The organism is Aestuarium sp. (genome assembly GCF_023253315.1).
GTDB lineage: Bacteria > Pseudomonadota > Alphaproteobacteria > Rhodobacterales > Rhodobacteraceae > Marivivens > Marivivens donghaensis.
The window spans coordinates 1-16,087 of sequence record NZ_JALRGW010000022.1; the positions used below are offsets into that span (position 1 = coordinate 1).

Consider the following 16,087-nt stretch of genomic DNA (forward strand, 5'->3'; position numbering starts at 1 on the left):
TCACCTGCTCGCCGGTGGCCTGCTCGGGGGCCATGTAGGCCATGGTGCCCACCACGCCGCCGGTCTGGGTCATGCCCGTCTCGCCCGACAGGCGCGCCACGCCCAGGTCCGCCACCCGTGCGTATCCGTGGTCGTCCACGAGGATGTTGGCAGGCTTGATGTCGCGGTGGATCACGCCGCGCTCGTGCGCGTGGTCGAGGGCGTCGAGGACGTCGGCGGCCATCTCGGCGACGGCGCGGTCGCCGGGTGGTGCATCCGCATAGACCTTTTCGAGCGAGGGGCCATCCACGAGCTCGCTCACCAGGTACAGCGATTCGGAGTCCTCGCCCCAGTCCAGCATGCGGACCACCCCGGGGTGCTCCAGTCGCGACGCGGCGCGGATCTCGGCGGCCACGCGCTTCTCCAGCCCGAGGTCCACGGGGATCTCCTTCACCGCCACCTCACGCCCCGTGGCGCGGTCCAGTGCCCGGTACACGCGCGAGGTCGCGCCGCGCCCGATCACGGCGATCAGGTCGTAGCGTCCCAGCACGCGGGCGGGTGCGCTGGCGCGGGTGGCTGCCTGGCTGGATCCTGGGATGCGCATGGGGCGAAGTGGCCTTCCACCGGCGACGGGGGAATCCTGCGAAGGAATCCGGGGCATGCGTGCCGAACGGACTGCCGATCGTAGACATCGCCTGCGCGGAGGCTGTGCGGCACGGGTGCGCTAGTGTTCCCGCGCCTCAAGGCCGCTCACCGGGCGGGTGGCGGAATTGGTAGACGCGCTGGCTTCAGGTGCCAGTGACCGCAAGGTCGTGGAGGTTCGAGTCCTCTTCTGGGCACCATAAAACTCCCCATCTCATGTTTTATGGAACAAACTACGCCTAGTACGGCGTGTTTCCGCCGTTTTCGCAGACATCTGCGCTCCATCCCGAGGTTGCGCGATAGCGACAGCAGGACTAGACCCGTTCCAAAGCCTTAGGCCAAAGACTCTGGAACGATATTTATGGCGAACTTCCTGTATCAGAATGACCTCCCCGACGGACTAGACCTCGGGAACATCGTCGCGATTGATTGTGAAACGATGGGTCTGAACCCGCATCGTGACCGTCTTTGTCTTATTCAGATGTCGGGCGGCGATGGGAACTGCCACATCGTTCAGGTCGCCTTTGGTCAGACCGAAGCGCCAAATCTGTGCAAAATGCTGACCGATCCAAACGTCCTGAAACTGTTCCATTTCGGCCGTTTTGATATCGCAGCGATGTACAAAACCTTTGGTGCGCTCACAGCTCCAGTCTATTGCACAAAGATCGCGTCAAAACTGATCCGCACGTTTACGGACCGCCATGGTCTCAAAAATCTTCTGCAAGAACTCCTGAGCGTCGATATTTCCAAGCAGCAACAACAGAGCGATTGGGGCGCGGAAACACTTACCAACGCGCAGTTAGACTATGCCGCGTCGGACGTACTGTATCTTCATCGTTTGAAAACTGAACTGGATAAAAAGCTCGCCCGCGAAGGCCGCACAGAGATTGCCCAGTCCTGTTTTGATTTCCTACCAACCCGTGCACAGCTCGACATTGCAGGCTGGCCCGATATGGACATTTTTTCGCACTGACATGGATAGAGAAAAGCTCATCAACACCGCCCGCCGCGTGATCGAAGACGAATCGCGTGCGCTAACCGTTCTGGCCGAGACGATTGGTGACAATCTCGCCCAAGCCGCAGAAATGATCCTCAACGCGCCGGGCCGCGTGATCGTGTCGGGCATGGGCAAGTCGGGTCACATCGGGAAAAAGATCACCGCGACTTTGGCCTCCACTGGAACGCCAGCGCATTTCGTACACCCCGCCGAAGCATCGCATGGCGATCTGGGCATGATTACCAAAGGCGATGTCGTTCTGATTCTGTCGAACTCTGGCGAAACACCTGAACTGGCCGATCTCATCGCTCATACGCGCCGATTTGGGATCACGATGATCGGCATCGCGTCTCGCGCAGAGAGTTCCCTTATGCAACAGGCGGACGTTCAGTTGCTGCTCCCGCAGTTGGGCGAAGCCTGCGGTCACGGCGTTGTTCCAACCATCTCGACCACGATGACGCTCGCGCTCGGGGATGCGCTGGCCGTTGCACTGATGGAACACCGCGAATTTGGCGCGGAACATTTCCGCCAATTCCACCCAGGTGGCAAGCTGGGCGCGCGCCTCTCCAAAGTGCGCGATCTGATGCATAAAGACGATACCATCCCACTCATCGAGGAAAACGCAGCGATGGGCGATGCTTTGCTCACCATCAGTCAAAAAGGGTTCGGCGTCGTTGGCGTTCTCAACTCCGATGGTTATCTCTGTGGCATCGTAACCGACGGCGACTTGCGCCGACATATGGACGGTCTACTGGATCATACCGCGGGTGAAGTGATGACCAAATCACCCCGTACCATTGGCCCCGACGCCCTCGCTGAAGAAGCCGTTGCCGTGATGAACGAAAAGAAGATCACCTGTCTATTCGTCGAGGATCCTGTGCAGTCGGGTCGGGTCGTAGGCATCCTCCACATCCACGACTGCCTACGTGCAGGTGTGGTGTAACAGGTGCAAAACGACGCCTACAGCCAGTTCGTCTCTTGGGCTAAGGTGGTTCTCCCCCTGAGCGCAATTGTGCTGTTGTCGACACTTTTCTTGATTGCCCGAAATGTGGGTGACACAAGCCAGATTCCATATGCCGATATCGAGGAAATCGCGCGACAGCCACGGCTCTCCGCGCCCAAAATGGTTGGCATGAGCGAGACAGGCGGGACCTACACAATTGAAGCAGATGTCGCGCGACAGGACCCCGACACAGATAATGGGCTCATTGCCGAAGCCATTGTAGTCAACATGACCACCATCGACGGGATTGAGACCACCGTGTCTGCGGGAATTGGAAAGCTCGATTCCAATGCAAAGGTTGTCACGCTCGATAACCTCGCTCGGGTGACCACATCCGATGGATATCTGATGGAGACCAGAGGCCTCGTCACATCCCTCACTGATGGTAGTCTCGAAACGACCGATCCGCTTGAGGTCCGCGCTCCATATGGAAGCCTGACCGCTGGCCGATTGACGATCACGCCAGATTCAGACGAACCGCAGCTAATTGTTTTCAACAACGGGGTCAGGCTGATATATCAGCCTCAACCCGAGGAATAATCATATGTCTTTGAAACGCGGATATTTGTTTGCCCTGTCGCTTTTGCTGGCATCGCCAGCCATCGCGCAAACGAATATTGCGCTGGACGGATTTTCCGCCGATGCGACTGCGCCCGTCGAAATCGCGTCCGAATCTCTTACCGTGAATCGGGACACTGGATCGGCTGTATTTACGGGCGATGTCGTGATTGCCCAAGGGACCTTGCGCCTGTCCGCCGACAGCGTTGAGGTGATCTACCTCGAAGCCAGCGGCGATATTTCCCGCCTTTTGGCCGAAGGTCATGTGATCTTTGTCACCGAAAACGATGCTGCCCAATCGGATCGTGCTGAATACAACCTCACCGACCGTCGACTCATCATGACAGGCAACGTTATGTTGACCCAAGGCGCCAGCTCGATTGCCTCAGAACGGATGACTGTGAACCTCGACACAGGCGAAGCGCAGCTTGATGGTCGGGTGCGGACGACGCTCACGCAACAGGACAACAATTGATGACTGACCTCTCTGTCACCGAAGGCGATGTTGGTCTGCAAATCGTCAATCTGCGGAAAAGCTACAAAAAGCGTACCGTCATTCGGGACGTAACACTACGTCTCAATCGTGGTGAGGTGGTCGCCCTGCTCGGTCCAAACGGCTGCGGTAAAACAACGACCTTCTACTCGATTGCGGGCCTCGTTTCGCCCGAAGGCGGTAAGGTGATCGTGGATGGCCGCGACGTGACTGCCCTACCCATGTATCGCAGAGCCCGTCTTGGCATCGGCTATCTTCCCCAAGAGATGTCGATCTTCCGCGGCCTCAACGTCGAAGACAACATCATGTCGATCCTCGAAATTTGCGAGAGTGACCCCAAGAGCCGCCGTGAACGACTCGAAAGCCTACTCAGCGAATTCAGCATCGAACACCTCCGCCGTGCGCCCGCCCTCGCGCTGTCAGGCGGGGAACGTCGTCGCGTTGAAATCGCCCGCTGCCTTGCTGCGGGTCCGAAATATGTGCTGTTCGACGAACCCTTTGCAGGCGTTGACCCGATCGCCGTAGGTGAAATTCGGCATCTCGTATCTGATCTGAAAAACCGAGGTATCGGCGTTCTGATCACTGATCATAACGTACGGGAAACATTGGAAATTGTGGACCGCGCATACATCCTTCACGATGGCAAAGTCCTCATGTCTGGCACCACTGAAGACGTGGTGCGCGACGAAAACGTGCGCCGCGTTTATCTGGGCAATACGTTCCGCGTGAACTGACCGATTTTCGCCGCTAGCCGAAGTGGGTCATTGACAAAACTTCGGAACGGTCGTGTCATGAAGGCGATGACACAATTTGTTCCCCTTCGCGTTCCTTCGCAGGCTCACCAGCCTGACGGACGCGCTCAGACCAACTGTCATCTTATCCCACACACCATCATACCAGCCGCGTTGACTCGCGAATGCTTTTCTATGGTCGTGTAAGCAAGTGAAGAGGAGATACCATGCGTTACCAAATCAGCGGAAAACAAATTGATATCGGCGAAGCCCTGCAGAGCCACGTCAAAACCGAACTCGGTGAGACGTTAGGCAAATACGCAGGTCGACCAACCGATGCGGTTGTTATCTTCTCCAAGTCCGGTCCCGAATTTGTTTGCGAAACCGTTGTCCACCTATCGACTGGCCTTACGGCCCAAGCAAAGTCGCATGCACATGAAATCTATGCAGCTTTTGACAGCTGCTGCGAAAAAATGGACAAACAACTCCGCCGCTACAAACGTCGGTTGAAGGATCACCACTCCGAAAGGACAACTCCGGTTGAACTTATGGCCAGTTCCTCTTATATCCTCGCCGCAACCGAGGAGTCGGAAGACGAGAGCGAAGCAGCTGTCGCGCCGATGATCATCGCTGAGATGGAAACCAAAATTCCATCCATTTCAGTTGGTGAAGCGGTGATGCAGATGGAGTTGGCCCATAGCACGGTCCAGGTCTTTAGAAACGAAAAACACGGCGGACTGAACGTAGTTTACCGCCGGGAAGACGGAAACATAGGCTGGGTCGATCCGAAGTAATCGACTTATGCCGTCGAAAGGCCCAAGGCGATTTAATGCAACTTTCGGATATTCTGAAGACCGATGCGGTCAAGACAATCACGTCTTCGACCAGCAAGAAACGGTTGTTCCATGACCTCGCCGACTTGGCGCAGAATTGCTACGGCTTTAATGCGTCTGACGTTGTCGATGCGTTGTTGGATCGCGAAAACCTTGGGCCTACTGGCGTGGGACACGGCATTGCCTTGCCCCATGCCCGCTTGAAAGATGCGACCTCCGTACGCGGCATCTTTCTGCGTCTCGAGAAGCCGCTCGACTTTGATTCCGTTGATCGCCAGCCTGTGGACCTCGTGTTTGCACTCTTGGCCCCTGACACTGCTGGTGTTGAGCACCTTAAAGCACTCGCTCTCGTCTCGCGCACAATGCGGGACCCTGCGATCTGCGCAAAGCTACGGGCGAATAGCGATCCTGCGACCCTGCACGCTATCTTGACGGAAGTGCAGTCGACACAGGCCGCCTAAGCGCACCACGCGTCAAAACCAAAACTCATGTAATCGCGTGAATAGGCATCGTTAGATGCCTTTTCTAATTCTGCGTCATAGATGCGCGCCAAACGATCCGCGAATGGATCGGTCACGGATGCAAAATCAGGGGCGTCCGTACGTCCAACAGACGCAGCAAGGTATGCCAAATCCAAGGGAAGTTGGTCTTCGCGGATGATAATGTCTGGCGTCGCGAAATTCGAAAACCCCTGAACAACGGCCCATTGCGAGGCCCATGAGTTATCGACCCTGATCGCCGTCTGCGCCTGCACGTTTGCCTTGAGGAAACTCAGAAACGACAAAAAGGCCGCCCGATGGGCATCGTCGTCATAAGCCTCGCTCGGAGGGGTGTCTTTTGGAATCGGCACCTTGAACATCTGGCGCAGGGTCTTGCGAATTTCACCATAAACAGGCCCGTCATCCAGCCCGAGGATATGTGCGCAGAACGCAGCGTGGGCGCGTGCCAAAGGATGACGCACAACCGTAAACGCTCGATGCCCAGGATTAGACCGTTTCCACTGACGCACCGTTTTCTGGGTAAAGCCCTCTATCACAGGGGCACCATCCAAACAGGTCAACCATTCTGCCACGGCAGCCTCTGGTCCACCTTTGATCGGCATATACATCAATGGCGTCTCGGCCGCCGCGATATACTGGGGGATCATGGCCCCACGGCGCGGTTCAAAGTTCGGCGTGCGAGACAGATTGAACCGATCCAACCGCGTGAGCGCCCGCTCCATCGCATCGAAGTTACTGACCTTCTCAGATATCGGCTCTGGGTTCTGTTTCTTGAGCGTCTTATCAAGAGCCTCAAGCCGTGCATTCGTGCCGAGGAATGCCGCGAGGCCATTCATCACATCAACGTCTTGTAGGTCCTCGTAGGCCACATAGAACGCTGTTTGACCCGTCTTTTGCAGGCTGTTGAGGAGGTAGATTTGAAACTCCTGTAAGGCCGTCAGATGGTTTTCGAACTCTTCGGCATTGAACGTGACAGTCTCTGACCGAACGTTCTTAACATTCGTAAGCTTCCACTGCCCCGTCGCCTGCGCGATTTTCCAACTCACATAGCTATCGACTGGATTTCGAGTCAGGACGATCTTTGCACAACGCGGATCAGACAGGGCAATGTCCAAAACGCGCGGATCGTGGTCGTGGAAATAGCGAAAGCCGCCCAGCCCATCGGAATGCGCTTTGATCGTATCAATCAGGTGGTTTGCATTTGCGTCTCGCTGAGCTTGCGACACACCCAAGATATTGTCTTTGTTCGGGTATCCGATGAAGTGCGGGTTAAACGCCTCGCCGTGGCATTCAATGCCGTCAAAAGCGTTCAAATTTGCTTCGAGGAAATTCGACCCCGTCCGCATTTCAGCAAAAACAATAAAGTAATCGAATTTCGACATAAACTACCGAACCAAATAGGGTTTTCGCGCACTGCGCGGTTCATTCGTGGCCACGGGATCGACGGGAAAATCTCCCATGAGGTAGGGGTGCATCCCCTGATTTTTCAAATTCTGTAGGAACTGCCCAAAGCCTGTTAGATCAACCATCCGGGGGGCTTCGGTCAGACGACGGACGTTCTTGCCGGTGATTTCGTCCACAACAGTTTGCAGCGCTTCCATCGGCGATTCAATAAACTCGGCCATGGTCCAAATACGGACGCGCGCCTTTGTATAAATCGCACGTAGCGCCAACAGGTGTTCGCTTTCGATCCTTTGCAGCCGCGCGGCTTCTTCGCGGAGATCAGCAAAATTGCGGTTCGATTGGAACAAAGGCACGGCCCATGCACCAGAAATCACACTGATCTGTGCGTTAGGATCACGCGCAACGTCCCAGCTGATATCTTGGGTGTCATGTGGGCCGAATTGAAAACACTGACGTTCGCCGCGGGTATTCCAAACAAGGCTCCGCAAGAAGCTTCGCGTGTTGTAGTCCCGCAACTTCGGACAGTCAGAAAGCGCACCAACAAAAGTCGCCTGGCGCCCCTCGAACTCAACCCGTTCCGGCGCAAACAAGTGACCGTGCACCCGCGCACCTGTCGCCTTCGCCAACCAAGGTTCGAAATCCTCGAACAACTCAGTAAAGCCTTCGAACATCGAATAGGGACCGCAGGTTACGCCATTTTCCCAGTCTTGGTTTGGAAAACGGCTCTGCATGTAGAGACCTGCGCGACCACGGGTTCGACGATCAACCGCGCGGGCAAAAATTCGATCGATTTTACCGGGGTTCGGTTCAGCCGCCTTTAGGCCCGCCGACGGTCCAAGGAAGGCGTCATACAAACGGTTCGCATGAGGCCAAATCTTACGCGCCACAAAACAATCCGACCGCCGCAAAAGCTGCAAGTGGTCGTCATAGAAAATGTGCGGCTTCCCTTGGAAATCGAATTTCGACAAGGTCAGCGAACGGCTCTCAACGTTTGGTGAATACAAACGAGACAGCGTTTGGAAATAGCTCTCGTCGGGGATCCAAACCTTCTTGAAATACCGATCATAGGTTGGTCGATCTGGGTCTTCGAGGATGGCAGACAAGGTCTGACGCGTCAGGCACCACCATTGGGAGCCCATGTGCGGGACGATGCCCTTGGGGATTTTACGTTTGAATTTCACGCGGCGCTGCAGGTCCACGTAGAAATCGAACAACTGGCGCTGGGTCTTCCACGAGAATGGAAACCGCAGCGTGAAACGTTCGTGGTCAAGCCCGCCGACCGTCCAAGGCACGTCAGCCGTTGTCGCGCTCTCGATAAAATCAACGCGTGGACGTTCGGTCAGATAGTCGTGCAGTTCATCAACGGGCCGCAAAGGCAAGCACGAGCCAGACGCCAAATAGACATGCGTAACCGATGGATGATCCCGCAGGATCTTTTCGCTGGCCTCTTGGGTCGCGGCAACGATGCCCCATGTTCCCCATTCACATTTATGACGGGGCGAGAAGGTTACTTCAGGCATGTCCGACACGGCACTTACGAATTTGTCGTAGCGCGCCTTGTTCACCTTGGCATCGACATGGACAACGACAGGGCAACCGCTTTTCACCCAATTGCGGATCACCTGCTCTGCACGATGCAGCGCGGTGTGAACCAGCATAACTACCCCAACCTGCGTCATGCCCAGTTCCCCTTGGACATAAGGCCCAGAATTTCGAGCTGGCGCCAGTTGATGTATTTTTCGGACCACTTGCACCACAGATCAGTGTTGTCCTGTAGCCCTGCGACATAGGCCTTATATTCGTGGCTCGCCGCGTAATGTTGTTTACGCGCGAGTTCCTCGTGGGCTTTCACGGTCAGCGTATCGAGGAACTTTGTATGGAGCAGAATGCCCGATGCCTTTTCGCCGCCCCATTCATCGTAAACGAGGTTCAGACCACGCGGGAGCAACATGTGAGTGCTGCTGACATAGGCGTAACGACGATCCCATTTCACCAATGGGACCTTATTCAACGCCGGTGCACGTTCCGGGTTTTCTTGGAAAAACGCCCGCGCCCGTGGGCCGCCTTGAATCCAAAGGTTGCCGAATGACGGGTTCCGCTGGATGGCGTAATTTCCGCTATCAAACCAATTAGCGATCTCTAGGGGGTCATCACCGCGGCGGTATGGGATCGCTGAAATGGGGCCTTTTGGATACATATCCAACAGCATCGCCGAGAACGATTTGATCGATGACGCGTCGAGCCAGTCGGTCAAAGCGCGAATGGGTCGCGTATCGCAGAACGGGAAAACAAACAGCTCGTCTGGATCGACGACCAAAGTCCAATGCCCGTGGCCGTATCGCATCAACAGCCAGTTCACCCAGTCGATGCCAAAACGGGACCTCTTATAGCTTTTACCCGTCGACCAAAGCGAAACGTCCGATTGATCCGCAAGATACTCTCGCCCACCATCATCGCTATCGTTGTCGATCATCAGAAAGTGGTTAACGCCGAGGTCACGGTAATACTTCAGGAAATACGGCAACCGCACGTCTTCGTTGCGCAGTGTCGAGACAAGCAGGATGTCGCTTTTCCGGATTTGAGAGGTGCGATCTGCGATAGGCGTAAGTTCGTGACGCTTGCGCAGCGCACGAACGAGCCAGCGGCGACGCTGAACCCTTAGCCTGTATGATCTCCAAAGCCCCAAAACGGCCCCTTACCTAGTCAGCTTTCAAGCGAAGCTGTCACTACTCCCAACACAGCCGCAAAGTGATCGTCCCACTTTGGCAATGATACGTAGGCAACCCGCTCCCCGTCTTCGTTTGTCTTTAATTCGTTAACGGTTTCCCGCCAAGAATAGTTATCTTGTGGGTCTAGGTAAACAATCCGATCACCCAAGGTTTCGCGGTAAACGGGTAAATCTGCGCAAACGACAGGCGTGCCCAGCGCGGCAGCTTCAATTGGGGGCATCCCGAAACCTTCTGCAATCGACGGAAAGAGCATCCCCTTAGAACCATGCACGACCGCCGCGAGAGCAGAATCGCTTAGACCGGGCACTTCGATCACATCGGGCACACCACGATCCAAAGCCTCAAAGACCGTTTGGTTCAGCCAACCACGGTTGCCGCAGATCAGCAAAAGAGGTCGCTCTTCGGCATCCAGAGACTCCCAAACCTCAAGCAAGAGAGAATGATACTTCCGTGGTTCAATGGTGCCGACTGTCACGAAATACGGTCGAGACAGATCAAGATCTGGCGGAATTTCCGCATACCGCGGCATCACGGGATCAATACCCGGATGCGCCACAATGATCGGCGGAACGCGCCCGTGCCGCTGCAGATGCGGTGTTAGGCTATCGCTCGTGACCTTAGACACTGCGATCACACGGTCGGCTTCTTCGGACACGACACGCAGTTGCCGATTGAAGTCGGTGACGGTTTGCGGACGCTGAACCTCTGGATAATCCAACGGGATCGTATCGTGGATCATCACGTGGACACGCGCATCGACGCTTAACTTGAACGCAGAAACGAATTCGAACTCCAAATTCGTATGCCCAACAATGTAGAGATCGACACCGTTGGGCAGATGCTCTGATAACATCAACGCCAATCGGCTGCGTCCACAACGGGCGACACGATGCTTGCGAACAAAGCTTTGAGCTGCCTGAACACGCTTTGGCATCTTGAACCTGAGACGCGAAAGAAGGTCTGACTGCCCCCACTCACCTTTCAATGTCGCCCGAAGAATGGATTGCCCGCCAGAACGATCGAGCAAAACATATCCGTAGGACGTTCGGGCGATGAAATAGCAAGGGACATCATCGGCTAGGAAACGGCGCAGATAGGCTAGTTCGACACGATCAACACCCGTCAGGACTCGACCCGCACGCCCAACCAGACGTGTGATGTCCAGAACCCTGCCTGAAGCGTTATTTATTATAGTGTCCACTTTGGTGCCAACGCCACGCGTCTGTAATCATTTGACGAAGTGTAGACCGAGACGGCGCCCAACCCAACTCCTCAATTGCACGCGTGCTACCTGATACCAATTTCGTTGCATCACCGGGTCGGCGATCCCCTTCGATCATCGGGACCTCTTTGTTCGTGACCTCGGCAGAATGCGCCACGACTTCGCGGACGGAAAAGCCGCTGCCTGTGCCCAAATTGAACACCCGACCATCTTTGCCATCTTCGAGCCACTTAACGCCCAACACATGCGCATCAACAAGATCGCAAACGTGAACATAGTCACGAATGCAGGTGCCATCAGGCGTATCGTAATCGGTACCAAAGATCGTCAACGCCGCGCGCTTACCGTCAATCGCATCCAGCATGAGCGGAATGAGGTGTGTCTCTGGCTGATGGAATTCGCCGACTTCAGATTCGGGATCGGCGCCCGCGACGTTGAAATATCGGAAAATCACTGACCGCAGGCCATGGCTCTGACCAAAATTAACCAACATGTCCTCAATGGCGCGTTTGGACGCGCCATAGGCGTTGATCGGCTGCTGAACACAGGTTTCGTCGAGCGTCACGCCATCCTGTTCGCCATAGGTGGCACAGGTCGACGAAAATACGAATTGCATACAGCCCGCATCGACAGCGGCCTCAATCAGGTTCAGGGACCCGCTAACGTTGTTTCGCCAATAGCTCCCTGGATCTTTCATACTGTCCCCAACTTGGCTCAGCGCCGCAAAGTGCATCACGGCAACGGGTTTATGCTTTGCAAAAACCTCGTCCAAGCGCGCGCGATCAAGCAAATCACCGCGTTCAAATGGACCGAATTTTACGGCGTCTTCCCAACCCGTGATCAAGTTATCAAAGGTGACGGGCGTATAACCCGCCGCCTTGAGCGCTTTGCACGCGTGCGAGCCAATATAGCCCGCACCACCCGTTACCAGAACAGTTGTCATAAACTTCGCCCTTAAAGTTGGGCCTGACGAACCGCGTAGAGATCATCAAGATACGTTTCGAATTCACCGCGAAGGTCCGACCGAGCAAGACCAAACGCAACAGTTGCCTGCAAGAAGCCTGCCTTAGAACCGCAATCGAAACGCTGGCCTTCGAAACGATAGCCGAACACATTGCGGTTCTGACGCAGTTCTTCTGCGATCGCATCGGTTAGCTGCAATTCACCACCCGCACCACGATCAATGGTCTCAAGGTTCCGCATCACGTCGGGGGTCAGAATATAACGGCCAATAACAGCGAGGTTTGACGGCGCATCCTCGGGCTTTGGCTTCTCAACCATGTTCTTGACCGAAACAACCGAGCCCATGTCAGCTTTGACATCCAAAAGACCGTAGGACGACGCCTTCTCCTGCGGGACTTCCATAGCGGCAACCATGCAGCCGCCCGTTTCTTCGTAAGCTTCGACCATCTGCTTCAAGCAGGGTTTATCAGCCGCGATCACGTCGTCAGGCAGCATGACGGCAAAGGGTTCATCGCCAATCAAACGACGGGCACACCAGACCGCGTGACCCAGACCCAAAGCACGGTGCTGACGAATATACGCAATCGCGCCGCTCTCCATGTAGGTGCTCTTCAAAACGTCGAGCAGTTCATGTTTGCCCTTCGCTTCGAGGTCAGTTTCCAGCTCGACCGAGCGGTCAAAATAATCCTCGAGCGCAGATTTCCCTTTGGACGTAACGAAGATGAAATCGGTAATACCTGCCTCGCGAGCCTCATCGATCGCGTATTGGATCAATGGGCGATCCACGAGAGTCATAATCTCTTTCGGGACCGATTTGGTTGCGGGCAAAAACCGCGTTCCGAGACCAGCAACCGGGAAAATCGCTTTGGTTACTTTTCTGCTCATGTCGTACTCCAATTAACTTGGCTAAATTTTTTAACAGCTGCCGCCTATCACAACAAAAATGCCGTTCACATCGCCTTATTCACAATAAGTAACAGTATCGACACGCTCGGCACGTTTCAGCCCAATGCTACGGAAATTTGTCTCTGATCCCAGCCAATCGGCTCATTTCATGTGCGGTTCGTGACTTTTTTGTCCACAGACGGAACATAGGATCTGACCGATCAGAGCGACCAAACAAACCACCGCGCTGTAACCAGATGCCGTCTTCTTGGAACCGAACGTGATGGAACAGAGCTGTTAGACTGTAGCGGAACACAGTCACACGGTAGCCTTCTTCGCGGGCCATTCGCGCAGCTGCCTTGACCCGAGACCAGGAATACCAACGCCCAACCAACGCCATGTGCCCTGCGTCAGCGACGTCTTTTTCAAACTTCAAGAACGGCTCTTTTGACGGCGAAATAGGCGCTAGTGGAGCGATATTCGCGGTTTCACCCTCAAGCAGACCTTGGGTCATCGTCGCCATGAGCACTGACACATCCTTCGGCTCAATCCGACCTGCGATCATATGCTCAATCAAACGCCGACGTTGGGCTTTGACTTCGGAGTCGATGACAGGACCGTGCTTCGCCTCGGGCAAGTGCTTGCGCAGGAAAACCTTCAAGCTCCGACCGATTGGAAAAAGCGTTGTCGGCGCACGGTCCTCACGACGCTTATCACTGGCTGCGAAACCATGATGAACCTGAGCACGCGGGACAATCGCTGTTGTCATTTCCAATCCCGCCAGACGCATGTTCAGGTCTGTTTCGTCCAAATAGAACTGAAACGCAGAATCAAAGCCACCTAGCTTGCAGAGCAAATCACGATCAAAGGCCATATTCGTGCCTTCGGTTTTGATGCCTTGCTGTGCTGAGCCTTCAACACAAATCGGTTCATCACTGTCGAGAAGCAGTTCCTCTGACCACCCGTTCGGACGCACGTCGCGGGCTTTCCATTGAAAAGAAATTCCATTGCGACCGCGCACATAGCCCCCAGCAGCAACGGCCTGACGGCTCGCTATTGGTCCGACGAGGTGGTCGAGCCACGTCGGCTCTGGGATCGCATCGTCATCGATAAACGCGACGATGGTCCCTGCCGCCACCTCAAGCCCTGCATTGCGCGCTGCAGCAATGTTGGCCTCATCGAACGGGATCAACTTGATGCTTTTCGCAAATCCACCCGCGGCCATCTCTTCGCAGCCGCGTTGATCCGCGACCACAATGATTTCGAAATTCGGGTGCAATAGCTGCATCAGCCCCTTCACGCACCGCCGCAAATGCTGCGGACGGTCGCGGCTGACGACAATTACGCTGACAGGAGCCGCGCTCACGCCGCTCCCATTTTCTTGAGCATCGCTTCGATGCGCGGCACGTCTTCGGGGTTATTCAATTCCCAGAATTGGCGACCACGGGCTTCGACCTCAACGCAGAGAACATGTACGCCACGTTCAAGAAAACGAAGCTGTTCAAGCCCTTCCAGTTTTTCCAACGGGCCAGCAGCCCAGCGCGGGTAAGCGGCCAAAGCAGAGGGACGGTAGGCATAGACACCGACGTGGTGGAAAACGGGTGTTTCTTCGTCATCAGCGTAAGTCTTGCCAGTGTAGGGAATGACCTCTTTGCTGAAATAGAGTGCGTTATAGTCGATGCCGAACACAGCGGTCGTGCCACCAACACGCCCAGCGCGGCGATCTTCAAGGAACCCGTTGAGAGCTTCACCTTCGGTCCGCAGAACAGGTGTCGCAACTTCGGCAACGGGGCTCGCCTTTAGACCCTTGATCAGCTCTTCGACGAACCAATGCGGGGTCAAGGGTGCGTCACCTTGAAGGTTCACAACAACATCGTAACCGCCGCCCAGTTTATCAAACGCTTCTGCGCAACGCTCTGTGCCGTTCTGGCAGGACTCAGAGGTCATAACGACCTCGGCACCGAACGCTTCCGCAGCCTCGCGAATGCGGTCGTCGTCAGTCGCAACGACAACCTTGTCCACGCCTTGAACCATCATCGCGGCTTCCCAGCTGCGCTTGATCAGGCTTTTCGCTTCACCCGTTGCGCCCTTTAGCTCAACAAGAGGCTTCCCCGGATAGCGAGTGGAAGCAAAACGTGCTGGGATTACGATGAGTGTGGACACTTAAGCCTCCTTGAGATCAACGCCCGGCGCATAGGCGATAAAGAACGGGTTCGCGAAGCCCTCTTTGCCGTAGCGAAGTGGCTGATGGTTGTCGAAACGCACAACGTCGCCACCTGCGCCGACCAAGACAGCGTGTCCAGCAGCCGTATCCCACTCCATCGTGCGGCCAACGCGCGGATAGAGATCGGCCTCACCCGTGGCAACAAGGCAGAACTTCAGCGAAGAGCCGGCGGACTTCAAATCTTTAGATTTGTATTTCGCCAAATAGTCATCTGTTGCCTGATCGCGGTGCGATTTCGAAGCAACCACAAACAGCGCCTCATTATCAGGTTTTGACACACGAATAGGCTTCAATTCGCCAACGGTCTCTTTATTGAACGGACCGATTTCTTCGACCGCGTTCCCGCCGGCATCGGTGTAGAACAGGCGTTCTTTTGCAGGTGCATAGACAATACCGCGCACAGGCGAACCATCCAGAACATAAGCAATGTTCACAGTGAAATCGCCGCGGCGGTTGATGAATTCTTTGGTACCGTCGAGCGGATCAACAATCAAAAACGTTGAAACATCTTGGCCGTGGCTGTCAGCTTGCTCTTCGGTCACGAGTGCCACATCAGGAAACGCAGCCCGCAATCCAGCCGAGATGATCGCATCAGCAGCTTCATCGGCCTCGGTCACTGGGCTTTCGTCGCTCTTGGTCTTAATTTCAAAGTCAGGACTATTGTAAACTTCCATGATCTTGTCCCCCGCTTCGAGCGAGAGTTGACGCATCACGGTGACGAGTTTTTCTAAATTCATTAAATTCTCCTGACGGACTGCCCGTATTTACCATAAAATTGATCGGCAAAGTCGTGCCTCTTATGGTAGAGGCTTAAGAGAACGGCAAGAAATTCGTTGATATTCGGGCGCAAGACCCGGCCAGTCACAGGCAAGTTTAAGATGTTCCAAGTCAAGCAACCGCGCACAATGCTGGGGTCCCTCGGGT

General features: G+C 55.2%; 17 protein-coding genes and 1 tRNA gene. 8 read left to right on the forward strand and 10 right to left on the reverse strand.

Annotated features, from left to right (window positions below; translation table 11 throughout):
• Window positions 1-583, reverse strand: a 583-nt coding sequence (locus AC1QQ2_RS10965; protein ID WP_479713170.1) for a serine/threonine-protein kinase, incomplete at its 3' end; no start/stop codon positions are given.
• Between the two features lie 157 nt (window positions 584-740).
• Here AC1QQ2_RS10965 and AC1QQ2_RS10970 point away from each other — a divergent pair.
• The 8 genes from AC1QQ2_RS10970 (at window position 741) to AC1QQ2_RS11005 (ending at window position 5,697) form a co-directional block, all read left to right on the forward strand.
• A tRNA-Leu gene (locus AC1QQ2_RS10970) sits at window positions 741-821 on the forward strand.
• A 161-nt stretch (window positions 822-982) separates the two neighbouring features.
• On the forward strand, window positions 983-1,594 hold the full coding sequence (locus AC1QQ2_RS10975) for a ribonuclease D (RefSeq protein ID WP_479713171.1): 612 nt from the start codon (window positions 983-985) through the stop codon (window positions 1,592-1,594).
• A 1-nt stretch (window position 1,595) separates the two neighbouring features.
• Window positions 1,596-2,561, forward strand: a complete 966-nt coding sequence (locus AC1QQ2_RS10980; protein ID WP_249946642.1) for a KpsF/GutQ family sugar-phosphate isomerase — start codon at window positions 1,596-1,598, stop codon at window positions 2,559-2,561.
• Window positions 2,562-2,564: 3 nt separating this feature from the next.
• Complete coding sequence (locus tag AC1QQ2_RS10985) at window positions 2,565-3,161, forward strand: hypothetical protein (RefSeq protein WP_479713172.1); 597 nt, start codon at window positions 2,565-2,567, stop codon at window positions 3,159-3,161.
• A gap of 4 nt (window positions 3,162-3,165) precedes the next feature.
• Entirely contained in the window at window positions 3,166-3,654 is a 489-nt protein-coding gene (lptA, locus tag AC1QQ2_RS10990) for a lipopolysaccharide transport periplasmic protein LptA (protein WP_249946640.1), read from the forward strand.
• The gene (lptB, locus tag AC1QQ2_RS10995; protein ID WP_067552580.1) at window positions 3,654-4,406 is read left to right on the forward strand and encodes an LPS export ABC transporter ATP-binding protein; all 753 of its coding nucleotides are present in this window, start codon (window positions 3,654-3,656) and stop codon (window positions 4,404-4,406) included. The genes lptA and lptB overlap by 1 nt, the downstream gene beginning before the upstream one ends.
• Before the next feature lie 224 nt (window positions 4,407-4,630).
• Window positions 4,631-5,197: a ribosome hibernation-promoting factor, HPF/YfiA family gene (hpf, locus tag AC1QQ2_RS11000; RefSeq protein WP_105236142.1), complete on the forward strand. Its 567-nt coding sequence runs from the start codon at window positions 4,631-4,633 to the stop codon at window positions 5,195-5,197.
• 35 nt (window positions 5,198-5,232) lie between these two features.
• Window positions 5,233-5,697 carry a PTS sugar transporter subunit IIA gene (locus AC1QQ2_RS11005; RefSeq protein ID WP_249943014.1) on the forward strand — a complete coding sequence of 155 codons (465 nt, stop codon included), beginning with the start codon at window positions 5,233-5,235 and terminating at the stop codon, window positions 5,695-5,697.
• Here the strand turns inward: AC1QQ2_RS11005 and AC1QQ2_RS11010 are convergent.
• The 9 genes from AC1QQ2_RS11010 to cysQ form a co-directional block, all read right to left on the reverse strand.
• Window positions 5,694-7,118, reverse strand: coding sequence for a nodulation protein NodH (locus AC1QQ2_RS11010; RefSeq protein WP_479713173.1), 1,425 nt, complete (start codon window positions 7,116-7,118; stop codon window positions 5,694-5,696). The genes AC1QQ2_RS11005 and AC1QQ2_RS11010 overlap by 4 nt on opposite strands.
• Before the next feature lie 3 nt (window positions 7,119-7,121).
• Window positions 7,122-8,819 carry a beta-1,6-N-acetylglucosaminyltransferase gene (locus AC1QQ2_RS11015; RefSeq protein WP_245918095.1) on the reverse strand — a complete coding sequence of 566 codons (1,698 nt, stop codon included), beginning with the start codon at window positions 8,817-8,819 and terminating at the stop codon, window positions 7,122-7,124.
• Window positions 8,816-9,826: a glycosyltransferase family 2 protein gene (locus AC1QQ2_RS11020; protein WP_105236145.1), complete on the reverse strand. Its 1,011-nt coding sequence runs from the start codon at window positions 9,824-9,826 to the stop codon at window positions 8,816-8,818. Before AC1QQ2_RS11020 ends, AC1QQ2_RS11015 begins: the two co-directional genes overlap by 4 nt.
• Window positions 9,827-9,843: 17 nt before the next feature.
• Window positions 9,844-11,070: a glycosyltransferase family 4 protein gene (locus AC1QQ2_RS11025; protein WP_479713174.1), complete on the reverse strand. Its 1,227-nt coding sequence runs from the start codon at window positions 11,068-11,070 to the stop codon at window positions 9,844-9,846.
• Complete coding sequence (galE, locus tag AC1QQ2_RS11030; protein ID WP_479713175.1) at window positions 11,051-12,034, reverse strand: UDP-glucose 4-epimerase GalE; 984 nt, start codon at window positions 12,032-12,034, stop codon at window positions 11,051-11,053. Before galE ends, AC1QQ2_RS11025 begins: the two co-directional genes overlap by 20 nt.
• An 11-nt stretch (window positions 12,035-12,045) precedes the next feature.
• Window positions 12,046-12,939 carry a UTP--glucose-1-phosphate uridylyltransferase GalU gene (gene galU / locus AC1QQ2_RS11035; RefSeq protein WP_105236148.1) on the reverse strand — a complete coding sequence of 298 codons (894 nt, stop codon included), beginning with the start codon at window positions 12,937-12,939 and terminating at the stop codon, window positions 12,046-12,048.
• Window positions 12,940-13,066: 127 nt separating this feature from the next.
• Window positions 13,067-14,305, reverse strand: coding sequence for a glycosyltransferase family 2 protein (locus tag AC1QQ2_RS11040; protein WP_479713176.1), 1,239 nt, complete (start codon window positions 14,303-14,305; stop codon window positions 13,067-13,069).
• Window positions 14,302-15,102, reverse strand: coding sequence for a 3-deoxy-manno-octulosonate cytidylyltransferase (locus AC1QQ2_RS11045; RefSeq protein ID WP_105236150.1), 801 nt, complete (start codon window positions 15,100-15,102; stop codon window positions 14,302-14,304). Before AC1QQ2_RS11045 ends, AC1QQ2_RS11040 begins: the two co-directional genes overlap by 4 nt.
• Window positions 15,103-15,900: a 3'(2'),5'-bisphosphate nucleotidase CysQ gene (cysQ, locus tag AC1QQ2_RS11050; RefSeq protein ID WP_479713177.1), complete on the reverse strand. Its 798-nt coding sequence runs from the start codon at window positions 15,898-15,900 to the stop codon at window positions 15,103-15,105.
• Between the last annotated feature and the right edge of the window lie 187 nt (window positions 15,901-16,087).

Excerpts from the sequence above, each read along its gene's own strand:
- AC1QQ2_RS10975 (WP_479713171.1), top strand. The coding sequence starts at position 983 with ATGGCGAACTTCCTGTATCAGAATGACCTCCCCGACGGACTAGACCTC.
- AC1QQ2_RS10980 (WP_249946642.1), top strand. The coding sequence starts at position 1,596 with ATGGATAGAGAAAAGCTCATCAACACCGCCCGCCGCGTGATCGAAGAC.
- lptA (WP_249946640.1), top strand. The coding sequence starts at position 3,166 with ATGTCTTTGAAACGCGGATATTTGTTTGCCCTGTCGCTTTTGCTGGCA.
- lptB (WP_067552580.1), top strand. The coding sequence starts at position 3,654 with ATGACTGACCTCTCTGTCACCGAAGGCGATGTTGGTCTGCAAATCGTC.
- hpf (WP_105236142.1), top strand. The coding sequence starts at position 4,631 with ATGCGTTACCAAATCAGCGGAAAACAAATTGATATCGGCGAAGCCCTG.
- AC1QQ2_RS11005 (WP_249943014.1), top strand. The coding sequence starts at position 5,233 with ATGCAACTTTCGGATATTCTGAAGACCGATGCGGTCAAGACAATCACG.
- AC1QQ2_RS11010 (WP_479713173.1), bottom strand. The coding sequence starts at position 7,118 with ATGTCGAAATTCGATTACTTTATTGTTTTTGCTGAAATGCGGACGGGG.
- AC1QQ2_RS11015 (WP_245918095.1), bottom strand. The coding sequence starts at position 8,819 with ATGACGCAGGTTGGGGTAGTTATGCTGGTTCACACCGCGCTGCATCGT.
- galE (WP_479713175.1), bottom strand. The coding sequence starts at position 12,034 with ATGACAACTGTTCTGGTAACGGGTGGTGCGGGCTATATTGGCTCGCAC.
- galU (WP_105236148.1), bottom strand. The coding sequence starts at position 12,939 with ATGAGCAGAAAAGTAACCAAAGCGATTTTCCCGGTTGCTGGTCTCGGA.
- cysQ (WP_479713177.1), bottom strand. The coding sequence starts at position 15,900 with ATGAATTTAGAAAAACTCGTCACCGTGATGCGTCAACTCTCGCTCGAA.